Origin of the sequence: Bradyrhizobium rifense, assembly GCF_008123425.1 — a bacterium.
Classification (GTDB): domain Bacteria; phylum Pseudomonadota; class Alphaproteobacteria; order Rhizobiales; family Xanthobacteraceae; genus Bradyrhizobium; species Bradyrhizobium rifense.
On the sequence record NZ_VSSS01000051.1, the window covers coordinates 245,694 to 262,662 of the forward strand.

Below are 16,969 nucleotides of genomic sequence, written 5' to 3' on the forward strand. Positions count from 1 at the left end.
CGAAACTTCAGTCCGCCCGGGACATTTTTTCCGAAGTTTAACCGTTGGAGTCGCGCAGAGCCTACCCGGCCTCAGTTTTCACGACCCATCGCGGCATTTACGTTGGCGCCGCTCTCCAGTACAAACCTGCGATCACCGCAGGGCCGCGATCAATGCAGCCAAGGAGAATCCAACCCCCAAGGCTGCCCACTCGCGCTTCGTGACTAGCATTGTTGTCACGGCGCCGAGGCAGCTGAAGAGGCTTGGCCATCCGCCCTCGACAATACCTGCAGCAACGAACGCGACAAACAGGTTGCCGGGCGCGTAACGCAAGAGCCTCGGCGAGACGCCGGTTTGCGGGAGAACGCCTGCCGCAAGATAGCCTCCAGAGCGCATTGCGTAACTCGCTGCTCCGACCGCGAACACCGCGGCGATAATCTGCCACTCAAGCATCATCGCCACACAGCAGGTTGACGAACATGCCTGCACCACCGCCGATCAACATCGCCCAGCTCTGGTCAAGCTTGCTGGCCACGGCAATCCCTACTGCCGCTGACACCGTCCACGGCAGCAGGCTCTTCCGGCCGCGCCACTGCGTGGGTAGAAGGGCAGCGACGAATGCGAATGGCAGGAACGCGGCCGCAATCGCAAACGGTCCGTGCGGCCTTAGCGGCAACGCATAGCCAAGCGCTGTGCCGCCGATCCAGCCGATAGCCATGGGCAAGCTGCACCCGAGCAGATAGCCGGCATCGCGTCGTCCTCGTTCAGCCTCGGCCACCGTCATTAGCCACGATGCGTCAGCGAGCAGGAACAGGATCGGAAGCATTACGCGCCGGGAAATATCCGGAAATAGCTGACGGAGCTGTGCTCCCATCACCAGATAACGGGCGTTCGTCGCTACGCATGCAAACATCAATGCAGCGACTGGAGGCGGCAATGCCCACAGTCCCAGTGTTACCGCCTGGGCCGTGGCGGAGTATACGACCAGACTGAACAGCACAGCCGGCACGAAGCCAAGTTCCAGGCTTCGATAGGCAACTCCCATGGCTATACCTGCTATTCCATTACTGGCAATAAAGGGAAGAGCCGCGAAAAACCCCTGCCGGAAAGCAGCAGTGGTGCAACTGGATGAGGACGAATTTGCAATTCTCATGGTCATAACCATTAGATTGCGTGGAGTATGTTATGTCAAGGGATCCTGCACGTGCAGCGACACAGTTCTTTGGAGGTCGCGTCTGCCTCGACTTCGCCAATACGATGGACTGGCGCACCTCCGATGCCCCACAGGAATTGATTCCCGACTACGCAGCGTTTCTTTCGTGGAGCAATACGCGCGGTACGTTGGCTTCAAAAGCGGTCGCAAGGCTGAGAGTGTTGGGCGCGCGAAAACCAGCAGCAGTAGAAGCCATCATGCGAGAAGCGCGCGCCTTGCGAGGCGAAATATGGGAGGCCGCGGATGCGTTGTGTGGCGGAAAATCCGTGCGCCTTGCGCCGTTTAACCGATTGCTCGCAGCGTTGCCGGCGCAGCCGGGACTGGTTAGGGATGGAGCGGGATACGTTCACGATTTGCGGGGCGCTGATCCTGAGGAGCCGCTATGGCCAGTCCTCTGGTCACTGACGGCACTTCTTTCATCGAAGGACGCAGCTCGATTGGGTTGTTGCCAAGCGCAGGGCTGCGGCTGGTTTTTCGTCGATGAGAGTCCAAACCATTCACGAGCCTGGTGTTCCAGCGAGGTCTGCGGCAACCGGGAGCGCGCACGACGAGCCTATTCGAAGCGCCGACCGGTGCGCTCCCCATAGGAATTACCGGATGAAATTACGTTAGGATGCCGATCACGAGCCACCGGCGTTCCGAACGACTTGATCACGAGGACCCCTCCCGCTTCATCGCCGGCTACGCAAGCACGGATCGAATAGAGCATCCCCAGGATATTGACCTGAGCGAGGGCGAATGGGGACGAATGGCGATCCCGGCATGACTCGAACATGCGACCTACGGTTTAGGAAACCGCCGCTCTATCCGGCTGAGCTACGGGACCGCGGAACCCGCCGGTGAGGGCGGGTTGCCTGGAGGTTTACATATCAAAGCAGTGGCAGGACCGGAAGCCCTCGTCTTGGCGAATAGGAGAGCCGCCGGCCTCATCAGGCCTTGATATTGTTGTCCTTGACCACCTTGCCCCAATAGGCGACCTGCTTGTCGAAGAAGCTCTTGAATGCGGACCCGTCCTCGAGCAGCAGCGTCATCTGCTGGGTGTCCTTGAGCTGGGCGGCGGTCGCGGGCTCGCTCAGGATCTCCTTGGAAGCCGTCGCCATGGCGGAGACGATGTCAGGCGGCGTGCCTGCGGGCGCGAAGATGCCCCACCAGGCGAGCGTCTCGAAGTCCGGAAAGCCGGCCTCGATCGCGGTCGGCGTGTCCGGCAGCGCCGACAGCCGTTCGCGGCCGAGCTGCAGGATCGGACGCAGCAGATTGGTGCCGAGCTGGGCCGCGACCAGCGCCGCCGATCCCGCGATGAGATCGACATGGCCGCCGAGCACGTCGTTCATGGCCGGGCCGCCGCCGCGATAGGGCACGTGGGTGATCTCGACACCGGCCTTGTTGCCGAGCACAGTCATCGCGAGATGGCCGAGCGTGCCGATGCCGACCGAGGCGTATTTCACCGCGCCGGGCGTCGCCTTGCAGGCAGCGACCACGTCGGCAAAACTCTTGTAGGGACGACCGGCGCCGGCGGCGATCACGTAAGGCGCGGTGCCGACCAGGAACACCGGCACCAGCTCGCGTTCGACATCGACCGGTGGCTTGTCGAGAATCGACGGGATCACCGCGTGGGAATCGAAGGTGACGAGAAACGACGAGCCGTCCGCCGGGCTCTTGGCGACTTGCGCCGCGCCGAGCGCGCCCGCCGCGCCCGACTTGTTCTCGACCACGACGATGCGGTTGAGTTTTGTCTGCAGATTGCTCTGGAGCAGCCGCGCCATCGCATCCGTCGATCCGCCCGGCGGAAACGGCACGACGAGGGTGATCTTGCCGGCCTGCGCCGACGCTGGCGTGAGTGCGAGAATAGCGGGCGCTGCCAGCAGCGCCCGTCGTGTGATCGTCATCGTTTCCTCCCTTTATTTGTTGTGCGCCTGGCTTTTGCTCTTTGGCGCCTAGGTCGTCCCGAAGCCCGACCCTGCTTTTTTGTATTCTGGCCGTGGCGGACTGAAGATGTCTAGCACGCGGGCGCCGTCGGGGCCGGCGCGCATGGTGTGCGGCACGTTGCCGGGCGTCCGCCAGAAGTCGCCCTTCTTCACGGCAATCTCCTCCCCGCCCTGGACTCGGATCGCGGAGCCGTCGAGCAACACGCCCCATTGCTCCTCGGGATGGTGATGCAGCGTACCTTGCGCGTGCGGCGCCAGCGTCACCACCGACAGCATGGCCTGCTCGCCGGAGAAGATGCGCGTGGTTACTCCCGCCGCCAGCTCGCGAAACAGCCCGTCGGCAGCATTGTCGAGATTGTGGAATTCTTCTTTTTGGCTCACGCCGATCTCCCCTTCTGCACTCTATTTTGCTGTAGACAGGCGCACGGTGGCCAAGAGCCGGTCCTTGAACTCACCTTTCAAGGTCACGTACACGCTCGACCATGTCCGACTCTTGAACTCGCAGCTACCTCGTGGGCAATATTCCTCATCGTGATAGTCTCCACTGAGAACGCCGAACAGGGTCATCCGACTGCCCAACAGACGAAACAGGGCGCTACCTGAGGCCCCAACTGTGAACTCGCAGTTCGTTTCAAATATCGACCAGTCCCTTACGTCGCGTACTTGGCATTCCTGCATTGTCTTGTTGAACGGCCCGTACCTGTCCCTCTTTCCTGTAGCTTCGATATCATAACCGACGACCGCCAGGACACGCTCCAGCTCGACCAGAATTTCGGGTTGTTCATAGATCTCGTAAGGCGTCACCTCTGCGGGAAATTCGAGCTTTGCGACTGCCCAGTCGCCGACAACTGCTCTCGACCCACCATCAGCGCATGTACCCATCCATAAGCTCGCCGACAAAGGAACGGGTCCGCCTCTCCTCTCCCAAATAATACTCGAATATGCACTTGTCGGGTGAGGTATGTGGTTTGCAGTGGTCCCGAAACGCGTGAGCCGCCGTCGTGATCACGTCGCGCGTTCCAGTCACTTGAGCACTATTAGCTCCACCAGGGCATCGTAAGACTCCACTTGCCGCAAAACGGTTTCCGACCACGTCCGGGGAGAGACCATTTGCTTTTGCGTACGCCTCCTCCGTCATTCGCCGGCCTCCGTCGTCCGAAGCGACGGTGACTATCGGCTGCGCGGGACGATTGCTGATGACCTCATGACCATTGAAAGATGGCGTTGACGCGCGGCCGTAACGCGGCCCCCCCAGCGGACCAACCTCGCCGTTTGCAGAGACCAAAAGGAAGAGAATGCCAGACAGGATAAGAGCGCAATTCCTCACCACTCGAAGCAACCTCAGCATAAGGATTATGAGAACGCTTTGACCAAAACAAAGATCGCGAAATCACTACCCAAATAGCAACAATCAGCCTCTGATTGCAATTGCCTCAACCATTGCTTTGCCTGAGCGGCGCCTCGATCATGACTTGCCGTAAGATCCCTGGTAACGCCCCTCGCGGATAGCCTTCAGCGTGTCGTCCTCGCGCTTGATCTGGAGACGCACCGCCTCCAGCAGCGCCGCCGCACCCGCGGCGGGAAACGACACCACGCCGTCCTCGTCGCCGACCACGATGTCGCCGGGCGAGATCACGCTGCCGCCGATCGTAACAGGCACGTTGATCTCACCGGGACCATTCTTGTAGGGGCCGCGATGGATCACGGCGCGGGCGAAGCAGGGAAAGTCGTCGCCGGCGAAGGCTGCGACATCGCGGATCGCGCCGTCGATGACGTAGCCTTCCGCCTTGCGCCACTGCGCGATGTTTTTCATGATCTCGCCGACCAGCGCCCGGGTCTCGTCGCCGCCGCCATCGACCACGATGACATCGCCGGGACCGACCAGCTCAAGCGCGCGGTGGATGGTGAGATTGTCGCCGGGCCGGGTGCGCACCGTGAAGGCCGCACCGATCAGCCTGCCGCTGCGATGATAGGGTTTGAGCCCGACCGCACCCGGCAGCCGGCCGAGATTGTCTGAGATGATCGAGGTCGGCGCATTCCTGAAGCCCTCGATGATATCGGCCGGCGGCTTCGGCACGCTGTTTGCGGCGATGGTGATCGTCATGGAAATCAGTCCTTCTGTGATGTCTTATTCGGCGTGCGCCCGCGCCTTCGCAGGCATGATACGGAAGGCACGGCCCTCCTTCATCCATGCCGCGCGCTCGTCGCGCAACAACGTGCGGCGAACTTTTCCGGAATCGTCGCGCGGCGGCATGCTGACGATCTCGAAACTCTCGGGATGCTTGTAGCGGCTGAGCCTGTCTTTCAGGAAGTCCGCCATGCCGTCCGCAATCGCCTGACCGTCCGCGTTCGCCTCCGGCTCGATGATGGCATGCACACGCTGGCCCAATTCCGGATCCGGCAACCCCACCACCACGCAGGACCGCACGCCGGGACATTCGGACACCGCGGCCTCGACCTCGGCGGGATAGATGTTGGCGCCGCCGCGCAGCACCATGTCGGCGAGGCGGTCGCCGAGATAGAGATAGCCTTCGGCATCCAGCCTGCCGATATCGCCGAGCGATTCCCAGCCGTCGGCGCGACGCTTCGGCTCGGCGCCGAGATAGTGATAGGTGGCGTCCTTGCCGTCATTGTTGAGGAAGTAGATCTCGCCGGTCTCCCCGGGCCCAACGTCGTTGCCGTCCTCGCCGATGACGCGGAGCTTCGCCGTCTCGCCGATCTTGCCGACCGAGCCCTTGTGCGCCAGCCATTCCGTGCCGGTAATGATGCAGGAACCCTGCCGCTCGGTGCCGCCATAGAGCTCCCAAACCCGCTCCGGCCCGAGCCATGCGATCCAGTTCTCCTTCAGCCAGGGCGGCATCGGGGCCGCCATGTGGAACACGGTCTGCAGGCTCGACACGTCGTAAGCGTTGCGGACGTTCTCCGGCAGCGCCCAGATCCGATGCATCATGGTCGGCACGAAATTGACCCATTGCACGCGCTCGCGCTCGATCTGCCGCAGCGTCTCCTCGGCGTCGAACTTGACGAGGCCGGTGAGCTTGCCGCCGTAGAACAGCGCATAATGCGACACGATGAACGGTGCATTGTGGTAGAGCGGACCCGGATTCAGCAGCGAGGCGCCGAAAGGCATGTTGAGCGGCGGCGGTGCGACCGTGTCAACGACCGCGGGATGGTGATCGAGGATCACCTTGGGACGGCCGGTCGAGCCGCCGCTGGTCATGGCCTTCCAGTAGCGCGCCACCGGCGGATCGATCTGCTCGTCGGAAAATCCTTCCGGCACGAAATCCGCCGGCAACCGGTTCTGCGCATTCCAGTCGGCCTCGCCGCCGACCACCAGCGCGGGCTTCAAAATCTCGAGCACGGCCGCAGCTTCACCGCGCGGCAGCCGCCACGACAGCGAGGTCGGCGTCGCACCGCATTTCCACACGGCAAAGGTGGTCTCGAAGAACGCATTGCCGTTGGGCAATCCGATCGCGACGAAATCGCCGGGCTTGACGCCCTTCGCTGCAAAGGCCCGCGCGCGCCGGTTGGCGCCGCGCTCGAGCTGGTCCCATGTCAGTTGATCCTGCCCATGCTGGACGGCGATGGTGCCTTCGGGTTTGCGTTGCGCATACCAGCGCGGCACATCGGACAGGGGCAGTAGCATCAGGCGTTTCCACTTCGTCTTCTTGGCGTCGCCTCCGAATGAGGCACCCGCGGGACGAAGTGTAACAGCCGTAGCTGGACCTTCAAGGCGCACGCCTTCAAGGCACAAGCCTTCAAAGCGCTCGCATCAGCGCTCCGCGCCGCAGCCCGGACTATCGAACAGTGCCGCAAGGCCGCATTTCGAGGTCAACATCTTGTCGCCGTCATGGCCGACACCGGCGACGTCCCACACCCGGTGATTGGGCGTGCCCTGATTGCGTTTCGCCATCGCGTCCGCATAGGCGTGGCCGCGGGCGTAGCGACTTGGGCCCTGCGCCTCGCCCATGCAACTCTTGTCCGCCGCGGGCTTGGTGTCGAGCGTGCCGAGCAGATAGATCACGTCGCGCTCGACATAACGTTGCTCCAGCGCCGCCGGCGTTACGTCCGCAAGATAAGGCGGCCGCCCGTCCATGCCGTATTTCCAATTGTCGTAGCCCGCGCAGGACGCGGCAATCGCCGCCACGGGCCGCTCTTTGCTGAAATAGGCATAAGACGAGGGATTGGCGACGACATAGCGGATGTCGATGTGCTGACGCGACAGCATCGCCTCGCCCTTGCCGGCGATGGCGTAGCGCTGCGCGACCTGGCCGCCGCCGGAATGGCCGGCGACCACGACCTGTTTCAGGTTCGGGAAGACGCGCCGGTCGGAGAGTTTTGCCAGGATCGCGTCGAGCGCCTCGAAGGAGGAGACGGGATTCGGCCCAAGCGCGGCATCGCCGCCCTCCCATCCCACCAGCGACCAGCGCAGCGTATCGGCGGGCAGCTTGTGCGCTTCGATATCGACCTCTGCCAGAAACTGCGGCACGATCATGAGCGCGCTCTTGCCGTCGTCACCGGCTGCGACCTGCGCGGTGTGGGCCGAGATGTAATATTCGTCGGCATTGCGCAGACGTCCGTGCAGCACGATGATCGCGCGCGAGATCGCCGGCAGCGGCATCGACCAGTCGCTGGAAAGATAGAGCGGCAAGGTTCCCTGGCCGCCGACCGGCAGCCGCGCATCGGCCACGACCTTCACCGGCTTGTTGTTGGGGGCATCGTCCTCTGCGGCGAGTGCGCGGCCGCAAACCAGCGCCAACGCGATTGCGGCGAGACAGATCAGCGCTCTCATGACGAATATTTCCCCTCACATTCGAACCGGTAAAACTCTAAACGCATCCTGTGCCGCGCGGCTGTGACTCCCAAGCCACGTCAAGCAAAAAATGTCAGCATCCCAGCCATGAAATTCCCGGGTTCCACGGGTGACAAGGCGGCGATAATGGAGCAAAAATCAGGCCCGACTCAGTTCGGGTTGAGTTTTGCAAGGAATGCCCTCGTAGAATGTCGGACGTAGTTGCATCGCGTCGTGCGGCGCCGCTTCTCATTGCCGCAGCAGGAGTTTTTCTGCTGACGTCGTCGCATGCCCACGCGCAATGGTGGAAGCGCGCGCCTGTCGACTTCGAGGAATGCGCCGACGCTGCCGAAAAAGCCGCGACCAAAGCCGAAAAGACCTCAGCGCTTGCAGACTGCAACGCAAAATTCGCCGGCCGGCGCAAGGCGGGGGGCGGCTACAGCTATTACGACTTCCTCCAGGATCGCACGTTCGACATCGCCGGGCCGAACCCGACGCCGGAAGAGCAGAAGAAGATCGACGAATCCTACACCGCCTATCTCGCCAATCAGCGCCGCAGCAATGAAGCGGCCCAAGCCACGGCACGGCAGCAGCGCGAGCAGCAGGAACAACAGGTGCAGCAGCTTCAGCAGGTCGCACTGCGAACCGAGGTCGAGCGTGTGCCCGTGCCCGTGGAACGGCCGAAGGCGTTGCGACAGAAGAGCGCGCCCTGTACCAAGGGCTCGTTCTCCTGCGAATGGCCGCGGCTGTCGGAAAGCTTGAGCGATTTTAAGAAGCTGTTCAGCCCAACGCCGAGCAAGCCGGCGAAGAAGGGCTGAGCGAAGACACCATTAGTTTGCGGGCTTCTTTTTGCTGCGCTTCGGCTTGGTCGCCGGAGCATCCGATGGCGTCGTTACCGCCTGCGAATTGCCCAACGCCTTGCGGCTCTCCTGCAATCGCGCATCGTAGCCGGGAGAATTCATGACGGTCGGCGGCCGGGCGTGTGCCAGCGTCGACGTGCCGCAGAGCGCGGCCAGCGCCAGCCCGATCATCAAACAGCGTTCCATCCCGCTCCTCCTCGCGCTCAAGCCACACCGCGGATCTGCTGCGGCGAAAGCCCGGGCGGGCCTTTGCCGGCCGTCTCCGCCTGCTTGATCAGCGCAACAATGCGGCGCATCAGCGGCGCATTGACATTGTTCTGCTCGGCCAGCGCAATGACCGCGCCCTGGAGATAGTCGATCTCGGTCTTGCGACCCTGCTTCAGATCCTGCCACATCGAGGAGCGCGCCTCGGGATCGATCTTCATCGTCCGCCCCAGGATCGCGTTGAAGATCATGTCGGGCAATCTCAGCAAGGTCGGCGTCCAGTTCGGCGGGATTGGCGTTGCCGAGGCCGGCGTGATGCCGGCGGCCCTTAGCGCGGCCAGACCTTCCGCCATCTGGTCGGCGAACAGTCTTCGCCAGTCGCGGTTCGCCAGTTGCGCGGCGAGCGGCATGTCAGACAGCGCGCTCAGCGCGTTGTTCAGATTGATGATCAGCTTGCCCCATTGCACGCCGGCGATGTCGCGGCTTGCGCGCAAATTAAGCCCTGGCACCGAGAGCGCCGCCGCCGTGCTGTCAGCATCTTCGCCGACAGTGATGTCGCCGGAGGTCGAACGGTGGAAACGTCCTTCACCCATTGCGACCACATTGAAGGGGACCATACCGGCGAGCACGCGCCGGGCGCCGAGCCGCTCTTGCAGCACGGCGACATTGCCGACGCCGTTCTGCAACGACACGATGACGGCATCCTGAGGCGCGTGCTGCGCGATCTGGTCCGCGACATCGGCCGTGTCGGCGCTCTTGACCGTGACCAGCACGATGCCGGCGCTGCGGAAGATGGCGGGATCTTCCGACAGCGCGAGCCGGCCCGCATCCAGCCTCTTCTCGGAGCCGCCGAAATCCGTCAGCCGCAGGCCGAACCGCTCGATCTCGGTCTTCACCCGCGGCCGCACCAGCAGTGCGACCCGACGGTCGGCGGCCGCCAGCTGGCCTCCGACAAAACAGCCGATGGCGCCGGCGCCGGCCACCACGATCGGTCGATCCGTATTCACTCGGCGCCGCTCCTAAAATGCCCCGTCCTCGATAGCAGAGAGGAGGCCGGCTGCCCATCGTCCGGTTGCGGCGCAATCGCCTTGTAACCGTCATGAGAGCCTCATATGTTTTCGAAGGGGCTTGTTACCGGCAGGAGAACGCCATGGGTTTACTCGACGTCCTCAACGGCATGCAGAACGGCCCGCGCGGCCCGAGCGTGCCGAGTTCGCAATCCTCGTCCAGCGGCGGCATGTCGCCGATGACCATGGCGATCCTTGGTCTGCTCGCCTGGAAAGCATTCAAGCATATGACGGCAGGCCAGCCGGGCGCCGCGCCGCAGACGGCGCCGACCTCTGTGCCGCCGCCGGTGAATGCGGGTGCGGGCGGAGGTCTGGGTGGCGCGCTTGGCGGCGGTGGCGGCCTCGGTGATGTCCTCAAGGGCGGCCTCGGCGGCCTGCTCGCAGGTGGTGCGGCTGGCAGCGTGCTGAGCGGCGGCCTCGGCGATCTCCTCAACCAGCTCCAGCAGGGCGGCCACGGCGAGACCGCGAACACCTGGGTCGGCAAGGGCGAGAACAAGCCGATCGCCCCCGGCGATCTCGCCAACGCACTCGGCGCCGACCAGATCCAGAGCCTGTCGGCCCAGAGCGGGCTATCGCGCGACGAGCTGCTCTCCGGCCTCAGCCAGTATCTGCCGCAAGTGATCGACCATTTGACGCCGGACGGACGGCTGCCGACCGAAAACGAGATCTCGGACAGAGTCTGATTTTAGTCAAACCGAGGGGAGCACTGACATGAGCATGGGCGGCATCTTGTGGATCATCGTCGTCGGTTTCATCGCCGGCCTCATCGCGCGCTGGCTGGCGCCGGGACCGAACAACCCGAGCGGCTTCATCCTCACCACCATCCTCGGCATCGTCGGTGCGTTTCTCGCGACCTTCATCGGCCAGGCCATCGGCCATTACGGTCCCGATCAAGGCGCGGGATTCATCATGGCCACGATCGGCGCCGTGGTGGTGCTGTTCATCTGGCACCGGTTGGTGGCGAGCGGCGTGATCAAGGGGTGACGAAGCAGCCCGCCGAATAGAGGCACGCTGCCTCCACGTCGTCATTGCGAGGAGCTCTTGCGACGAAGCAATCCAGACTGTCTCCGTGGAGACATTTCTGGATTGCTTCGCTTCGCTCGCAATGACGAGTTAGGTAATCAAATGCATCCCCGCATCCATGCGCACGACCTCGCCGGTCATGTTGCTGGAGGCCGGCATCGCCAGGAAGCAGACCAGTTGCGCGATGTCCTCGGCGGATGAGGCGACCTTGAGCGGCACCTTCGCCACCACGCTGTCGCGCACCTGCTTGGCGCCGGCTTCGCCACGGCCCTTGGTGAACCACGGCGTATCGATATAGCCGGGGCATACCGTGTTGACGCGGATCAGCGGCGCGAGCGCGCGCGACAGCGACAACGTCATGGTGTTGAGCGCGCCCTTGCTGGCGGCATAGGCGATCGACGAACCGACGCCGCTGATGCCGGCGACCGAGGACACGTTGACCACAGCGGACGCCCGCCCCGATGCCTTCGACCCGGCCTCGAGCAGACTGCGCGCCGCGCGCACCATCTGGAACGGGCCGATGGTGTTGACGCCGTAAAGGCGCTGGAAATCTTCAGCCGACAATCCGTCGAGATCGGCATGGACGACGTGCTTGGTGATGCCGGCATTGTTGACGAGAATGTCGAGCCGGCCCCAGCCGCTCGCGGCCGCGACGATCTTGCGGCAATCGTCATCCTTCGAGACGTCACCCTGTGCGACCAGCACTTCCGCAGCGCCCGCCTTGCGGCAGAGCTCTGCCGTGGCCTCGGCTTCCTTCTGACTCGACGAATAGTTGATGACGAGCCGCGCCCCGCTCCGCGCGAGAATTTCCGCGGTCGCCGCACCAAGTCCGGATGCGGACCCCGTCACGATTGCGCACAAGCTGTCTTTTGCCATCCGGATTTCCTTCCCCGTTATCGAGTTGCTGGCGCCTTGTTTAGCGAGTTTGCCGCGCCCTGCAAATCGAGCAAACTCCGCTAAGCGGAATTAGTCCAGACCGGGTCTCGCCCCATGCCGGAGTCGCAGATGGGCCTGCGATCAACGCTTGTCAGGGCCATGGCTTTTTCGGATCATCGGGCGCAAGAAGAGACCGCGCGCCACACCCACCGGGCAGGACGCGCCAATGGTAAAACACGGGGAACGCTGTGGCGGAGAGTGACAATATCGTCGTCGAGACCGCGGAGAAGATCTTCGCCGATCTCGCCGATCCGCAAACCATCAACAACGACAAGAAGGATTCGTGGCAGGCACCGCTGTGGCAGGCGCTGAGCGAAGCCGGTTTGCCTTTGTCCTGGGTGCCCGACGATCTCGGCGGCCCCGGCGCAAGCCTTGCCGACGGTTTTGCCTTGCTGAACGCCGCAGGCCGTTTCGCGGTCGCGGTTCCCCTGGCCGAAACAATGCTCGCAGGCTGGTTGCTCGCGCAGGCGAAGATCGCCTCGCCCGAAGGTGAGATGACCGTGCTGCCGGCAAGCCCGAGGGATCGCATCACGCTCGATGCCGACGGCGCGCTCTCGGGCCGCTGCCGCGGCGTGCCGTTTGCGAAAGCGGCTCAACATTTCGCAGTGCTGGCGCATGGCAAGGATGGCGTCTCGATTGCGCTGGTCGATGCAAGCAAGAGCCGGATCGAATCCGGGCTTAATGTCGGCTACGACCACAGCGATACCGTCACGCTCGCCGAGGTTCAGCCTGTCACCCTCAAGGCCGCACCGAAGGGCGTTGACCAGACCAATCTGATGCTGATGGGCGGCGTCGCGCGCAGCCTCCAGATCGCGGGTGCGCTGGAATCCATGCTCGACATCTCCGTGCGCTACTCCAATGAGCGCGTCGCCTTCGAGAAGAAGATTTCGAAATTCCAAGCCGTGCAGCACAATCTCGCACGCCTCGCCGGCGAATCCGCAGCGGCACTCGCGGCTGCAACCTCGGCCGCCGATGCCATCGCGAACGCCACGTCATTCAATGATGAGGTCTACCTCGAAGCCGCCTCGGCAAAGATCCGCTGCGCTGAAGCCGCAGAAAAAGGCGGCGGCATTGCGCATCAGGTCCATGGTGCGATCGGGTTCACCATCGAGCATATCCTGCATCGCTATTCGCTGCGGGCGCTGGCCTGGCGCGACGACTTTGGCTCTGAAAGCCACTGGGCCGTCGAGCTCGGCAAGCTCGTCGCCAGGCGCGGCGCCGACGAATTGTGGCCGCTCGTGGCTTCGCGTTGATCGGGAGACGAAACACATGACCGCTGCTCTTCGTTTCGATCCGATCCGCCTGCCTGAGAAGTGCGAGCAACTGCGCAAGGAAGTGCGCGCCTTCCTCGCCGAGGAAATCGCCGCGGGCACCTTCGATCCGCACAAGCCCAACCGCGAGGACACCGACGCGCCGGAATTCTCCCGCCGGGTCGGCGCCAAGGGCTGGCTGGGGATGACCTGGCCGAAAAAGTATGGCGGCCAGGAGCGCTCCTTCCTCGAGCGCTACGTGGTGACCGAGGAGATGCGCGTCGCCAACGCGCCGACGCGGCGTTTCTTCGTCGCCGACCGCCAGAGCGGGCCGGTGCTGCTCAAATACGCGCCTGAAAACATCAAGATGGACATCCTGCCGCGCATCTGCCGCGGCGAGATCTGCTTTGCGATCGGCATGAGCGAGCCGAACTCCGGCTCGGACCTGTTCGCCGCGAAGACGCGCGCGACCAAGACCGAGGGCGGCTATCTCATCAACGGCACCAAGATCTGGACCTCGTCGGCGCATATCGCCGACTACATGATCGCGATCTTCCGGACCTCGCCGCCGACCAGGGAAAACCGCCGTCATGGCCTGACGCAATTCCTGGTCAAGATGAAGCAGCCGGGCATCAAGGTGAACCCGATCGGCCAGATCACCGGCCAGTACGAGTTCAACGAGGTCGTCTTCACCGACTTCTTCGTGCCAGAGGATCACGTGCTCGGCGAAGTCGACGGCGCCTGGAAGCAGGCGACGTCAGAGCTCGCCTATGAGCGTTCCGGTCCCGAGCGCTTCCTCGAGACCTATTACGTGCTGACCGAGCTGGTCCGCGCGGTCGGTCCCAATCCGGATACGCGCAGCGCCGAAGGCATCGGCCGCCTCGTCGCGCAGCTCCACACCATGCGGCGCATGTCGGTCTCGGTCGCCGGCATGCTGCACGCCGGCAAGGAGCCGGTGGTGGAGGCGTCCATCGTCAAGGACATCGGCACGGTCTGGGAGCAGCAGCTTCCGCATCGCGTGCGCGATCTCGCGGCCTTCGTCGAGGAGACCGCGACCAATCGCGAGACGCTGGAGCGGCAGCTCGACTTCGCGATCAAGACCGCACCGAAACTCACCATCCAGGGCGGCACCACCGAAGTGCTGCGCGGCATCATCGCCCGCGGATTGGGCTTGCGCTAACTTTTCGAGGACATCATGAGCACCTACAAAGATATCGGCGTCGAGAAAGTTGGGCACGTCGGCACCATCGAGATCCGCAGGCCGCCGCTCAACTTCTTCGACATCTCGCTGATCAACCAGATCGCGGATGCGCTCGACGAGTTCGATCGCGACATCGAGATCCGCAGCTCCGTGCTCGCAGCACAGGGCAAGGCGTTCTGCGCCGGCGCCAATTTCGGCGATCCGGCGCGGCAGGCGCAGGAGGCGCGCGAGGCCGAGAAGAAGGGCGATCCGGCCGACAATCTCGGGCCGATCAACCATCTCTACATCCAGGCCGTGCGCATCTTCCGCGCCAAGAAGCCGATCGTCGCCGCCGTGCAGGGCGCGGCCATCGGCGGCGGCCTGGGCCTTGCAGTGTCGGCGGATTTCCGCGTCACCTGCCCCGAAGCCCGCTTCTCGGCGAACTTCACCAAGCTCGGCTTCCATCCCGGCTTCGGCCTGACGACGACACTGCCCGAGCTGATCGGCAAGAACAACGCCGAGCTGATGTTCTACACCAGCCGCCGCGTCACCGGCGAAGAAGCGGTCAAATGGGGCCTCGCCAATGTGCTGGTGCCGCAGGATCAGGTGAAGGCGGAGGCGATGAAGCTCGCCGGCGAGATCGCCGAATGCTCCCCGCTCGGCCTCGTCTCCACCCGCGCCACGATGCGCGCCGGATTGGCCGATCGCGTCATGGCCGCGACCAATCACGAGCTCGCCGAGCAGACCCGCCTGCGCGCGACGGAAGATTTCAAGGAAGGCGTGAAGGCGACCGAAGAGCGGCGCGTGGCGAATTTTAAGGGAAGGTGAGCGCGGCGGCGTTTCGCCGTGTCACTCTGACGCTTCGACAAAGGATGAGCGGCCTCGCCGGTGGCCGCCGCCCTTCTAGGCTCGCCGAAGAGGCGAGCACCTCAGGGTGACGGATCACTACGAGGGAATCAACTCACCCTGAACGTCACGCCGCCCAGCAGAAACTCGTTCCCCGCCACGGCAAGCCCCTTCGACCTCGCCACATGCAGCACGTGCGCGGCATCAACCACCCGAAACTCCAGCACACTCATGATTTCGCTCGCACCCTTCACGAAGCGGAAAGTCGTGTTGGGCAGCTTCAATTCAGAGCCGTCAGCCGCGACGCCGATAATCTTCCCCCAATGCTGCGCCAGCCCCTGCGGATCCGGACTCTGCATTTCTACCGCCGTCAGCGCCTGCGTCACGTCCTTGCGGACGAACTTCTGCCAGTCCGGCCCGGCCGGCGGATACGGCCCCAGAATATCGTCGCTGCCTTCGGTGTGATTGAACTCGATGAAGGCGGCGCGGCAGTCGCGGGGGTGGAGCTGGACGCCGTGATAGGGCGCGTGATCGATGACATTGGCGGTGCGCACGCCAAGCGCGTTGGCATTGCGGCCGCGCTCGTCCGGATCATTGCAGCAGAAGATCGCCATATAGCCGCCGCGGCCACCGGTCTTCTCGATGAAGCGACCGGCCGTGGTGCCGTTCTTGAAGGGCGCGACGACCTCGAGCATGATCGTGTCGACCGGGAGCAGCGCGTTCTCCAGGCCGTATTTGGCGACATTGCCGTCGCGGTAGCAGACGGCGAGGCCCATGATCTCGACGATATCGGAGATGACAGGCGCGAGCTGCGGTGCGACGAGACAAATCTGCCGCAACCGCATATAGGGCGCCATCGTCATGCGCCCCTGAAGGCCGGCTTGCGCTTCTCGACGAAAGCCTTCGCGGCTTCCTTGTGATCCTCGGTGTCGCTGCAGCGGGTGTGGTGGATGGCCTCACCATCGAAGCAATCTTCCAGCGGCAGTTGCTCGGCATTGTTGATGTTGCGCTTGATGTAGCCGAGCGCGATGGACGGCCCCTGCGCCAGCGATAGCGCCAGCTCGTGCGCGGCAGCGTCGATCTCGGCATCGGGCACGACCCTCGTCACCATGCCGATCGCATGCGCTTCCTTCGCCGTCAGCACGGGTGACGTCAAATAGAGCTCGCGCGCCCGCGCGCTGCCGAGCAGCTGGGTGAGAAAATAGGTGCCGCCGTAATCACCGGAGAAGCCGACCTTAGCGAAGGCCGTTGTAATTTTGCAGGACTCGCTCGCAAGGCGCAGGTCGCAAGACAGCGCCATCGAAAGACCGGCACCGGCCGCGGCGCCATCGAGCTGCGCCACCACGGGTTTTGGCATCTGATGCAGGATGCGCGAGACCTCCATGCCGCGGCGGAGGTTCGCCATTTTCACTTCGAACGGCAGCGGCGCGCGGCCGGCCGCCATCGACTTGACGTCACCGCCGACGCAGAACGAGCCGCCCGCACCCTTGAACAGCACTGCCCGCACCTCGGGATCATCGGCCGCGCGCCGCGCCGCCTCGACCAGACCTGCGACCATCTCGGGATTGAGCGCGTTCTTCCGCTCGGGACGGTTCATGGTGATGGTGAGCAGTCCGCCTTCGAGCTTTTGCAGGACCATGTCGTTCATGGGACGTCTCCCTTGTTGTTGTTTTGCTCAGTCTCTCGCCACACTC

20 protein-coding genes and 1 tRNA gene are annotated in these 16,969 nt (G+C 63.7%); 7 read left to right on the plus strand and 14 right to left on the minus strand.

Translation table 11 applies throughout. The annotated features are described in order from the left end of the window. Positions 1-132: 132 nt before the first annotated feature. Both FXB40_RS50545 and FXB40_RS31935 read right to left on the minus strand, forming a co-directional pair. Positions 133-435 carry an AzlD domain-containing protein gene (locus FXB40_RS50545; protein ID WP_430648168.1) on the minus strand — a complete coding sequence of 101 codons (303 nt, stop codon included), beginning with the start codon at positions 433-435 and terminating at the stop codon, positions 133-135. Continuing rightward, positions 425-1,144 carry an AzlC family ABC transporter permease gene (locus FXB40_RS31935; RefSeq protein WP_148776073.1) on the minus strand — a complete coding sequence of 240 codons (720 nt, stop codon included), beginning with the start codon at positions 1,142-1,144 and terminating at the stop codon, positions 425-427. Before FXB40_RS31935 ends, FXB40_RS50545 begins: the two co-directional genes overlap by 11 nt. 20 nt (positions 1,145-1,164) lie before the next feature. Between FXB40_RS31935 and FXB40_RS50550 the strand changes: the two genes are divergently transcribed. Then, positions 1,165-1,779, plus strand: coding sequence for a CGNR zinc finger domain-containing protein (locus tag FXB40_RS50550; RefSeq protein ID WP_148776074.1), 615 nt, complete (start codon positions 1,165-1,167; stop codon positions 1,777-1,779). A gap of 162 nt (positions 1,780-1,941) precedes the next feature. Here FXB40_RS50550 and FXB40_RS31945 read toward each other — a convergent pair. The 7 genes from FXB40_RS31945 to FXB40_RS31975 all read right to left on the minus strand — a co-directional run bounded on the left by FXB40_RS31945 (position 1,942) and on the right by FXB40_RS31975 (position 7,909). Continuing rightward, positions 1,942-2,018: transfer RNA gene (locus tag FXB40_RS31945), tRNA-Arg, on the minus strand. A gap of 103 nt (positions 2,019-2,121) precedes the next feature. After that, entirely contained in the window at positions 2,122-3,078 is a 957-nt protein-coding gene (locus FXB40_RS31950; protein WP_148776076.1) for a tripartite tricarboxylate transporter substrate-binding protein, read from the minus strand. Between the two features lie 48 nt (positions 3,079-3,126). Next, a complete protein-coding gene (locus tag FXB40_RS31955) occupies positions 3,127-3,498 on the minus strand; it encodes a cupin domain-containing protein (RefSeq protein ID WP_148776077.1) in 372 nt (123 codons plus the stop codon). 21 nt (positions 3,499-3,519) lie between these two features. Further along, positions 3,520-3,999 carry a hypothetical protein gene (locus FXB40_RS31960; RefSeq protein WP_148776078.1) on the minus strand — a complete coding sequence of 160 codons (480 nt, stop codon included), beginning with the start codon at positions 3,997-3,999 and terminating at the stop codon, positions 3,520-3,522. Between the two features lie 583 nt (positions 4,000-4,582). Further along, complete coding sequence (locus FXB40_RS31965) at positions 4,583-5,221, minus strand: RraA family protein (RefSeq protein WP_148776079.1); 639 nt, start codon at positions 5,219-5,221, stop codon at positions 4,583-4,585. Positions 5,222-5,245: 24 nt separating this feature from the next. Next, positions 5,246-6,763 (minus strand): AMP-binding protein, encoded by a 1,518-nt coding sequence (locus FXB40_RS31970; protein ID WP_148776080.1) that lies wholly within the window; start codon positions 6,761-6,763, stop codon positions 5,246-5,248. A gap of 126 nt (positions 6,764-6,889) precedes the next feature. Then, the gene (locus FXB40_RS31975; protein WP_187437285.1) at positions 6,890-7,909 is read right to left on the minus strand and encodes an alpha/beta hydrolase family protein; all 1,020 of its coding nucleotides are present in this window, start codon (positions 7,907-7,909) and stop codon (positions 6,890-6,892) included. Positions 7,910-8,118: 209 nt separating this feature from the next. On the opposite strand from FXB40_RS31975, the gene FXB40_RS48250 reads away from it, so the two are divergent. Then, positions 8,119-8,727, plus strand: coding sequence for a hypothetical protein (locus FXB40_RS48250; RefSeq protein WP_187437286.1), 609 nt, complete (start codon positions 8,119-8,121; stop codon positions 8,725-8,727). A gap of 12 nt (positions 8,728-8,739) precedes the next feature. Here FXB40_RS48250 and FXB40_RS31985 read toward each other — a convergent pair whose 3' ends face one another. Both FXB40_RS31985 and FXB40_RS31990 read right to left on the minus strand, forming a co-directional pair. Continuing rightward, positions 8,740-8,955, minus strand: a complete 216-nt coding sequence (locus FXB40_RS31985) for a hypothetical protein (RefSeq protein WP_148776082.1) — start codon at positions 8,953-8,955, stop codon at positions 8,740-8,742. Between the two features lie 17 nt (positions 8,956-8,972). Further along, entirely contained in the window at positions 8,973-9,980 is a 1,008-nt protein-coding gene (locus tag FXB40_RS31990) for a 2-dehydropantoate 2-reductase (protein ID WP_148776083.1), read from the minus strand. 143 nt (positions 9,981-10,123) lie between these two features. Between FXB40_RS31990 and FXB40_RS31995 the strand changes: the two genes are divergently transcribed. After that, positions 10,124-10,723: a YidB family protein gene (locus FXB40_RS31995; protein ID WP_148776084.1), complete on the plus strand. Its 600-nt coding sequence runs from the start codon at positions 10,124-10,126 to the stop codon at positions 10,721-10,723. Positions 10,724-10,751: 28 nt separating this feature from the next. Further along, complete coding sequence (locus FXB40_RS32000; protein ID WP_187437287.1) at positions 10,752-11,024, plus strand: GlsB/YeaQ/YmgE family stress response membrane protein; 273 nt, start codon at positions 10,752-10,754, stop codon at positions 11,022-11,024. A 129-nt stretch (positions 11,025-11,153) separates the two neighbouring features. On the opposite strand, the gene FXB40_RS32005 is transcribed toward FXB40_RS32000, so the two are convergent. After that, on the minus strand, positions 11,154-11,939 hold the full coding sequence (locus tag FXB40_RS32005) for an SDR family NAD(P)-dependent oxidoreductase (RefSeq protein ID WP_148776085.1): 786 nt from the start codon (positions 11,937-11,939) through the stop codon (positions 11,154-11,156). A gap of 248 nt (positions 11,940-12,187) precedes the next feature. Between FXB40_RS32005 and FXB40_RS32010 the strand changes: the two genes are divergently transcribed. The 3 genes from FXB40_RS32010 to FXB40_RS32020 are packed head-to-tail and all read left to right on the plus strand — an operon-like array spanning position 12,188 to position 15,257. Continuing rightward, positions 12,188-13,252 (plus strand): acyl-CoA dehydrogenase family protein, encoded by a 1,065-nt coding sequence (locus FXB40_RS32010; RefSeq protein WP_148776086.1) that lies wholly within the window; start codon positions 12,188-12,190, stop codon positions 13,250-13,252. Positions 13,253-13,268: 16 nt separating this feature from the next. Continuing rightward, positions 13,269-14,429 carry an acyl-CoA dehydrogenase family protein gene (locus FXB40_RS32015; protein WP_148776087.1) on the plus strand — a complete coding sequence of 387 codons (1,161 nt, stop codon included), beginning with the start codon at positions 13,269-13,271 and terminating at the stop codon, positions 14,427-14,429. A 15-nt stretch (positions 14,430-14,444) separates the two neighbouring features. Then, a complete protein-coding gene (locus FXB40_RS32020; RefSeq protein WP_148776088.1) occupies positions 14,445-15,257 on the plus strand; it encodes an enoyl-CoA hydratase/isomerase family protein in 813 nt (270 codons plus the stop codon). A 128-nt stretch (positions 15,258-15,385) separates the two neighbouring features. On the opposite strand, the gene FXB40_RS32025 is transcribed toward FXB40_RS32020, so the two are convergent. Both FXB40_RS32025 and FXB40_RS32030 read right to left on the minus strand, forming a co-directional pair. Further along, positions 15,386-16,132, minus strand: coding sequence for a VOC family protein (locus tag FXB40_RS32025; RefSeq protein ID WP_187437288.1), 747 nt, complete (start codon positions 16,130-16,132; stop codon positions 15,386-15,388). A 2-nt stretch (positions 16,133-16,134) separates the two neighbouring features. Beyond that, positions 16,135-16,923 carry an enoyl-CoA hydratase gene (locus tag FXB40_RS32030; protein ID WP_148776090.1) on the minus strand — a complete coding sequence of 263 codons (789 nt, stop codon included), beginning with the start codon at positions 16,921-16,923 and terminating at the stop codon, positions 16,135-16,137. Between the last annotated feature and the right edge of the window lie 46 nt (positions 16,924-16,969).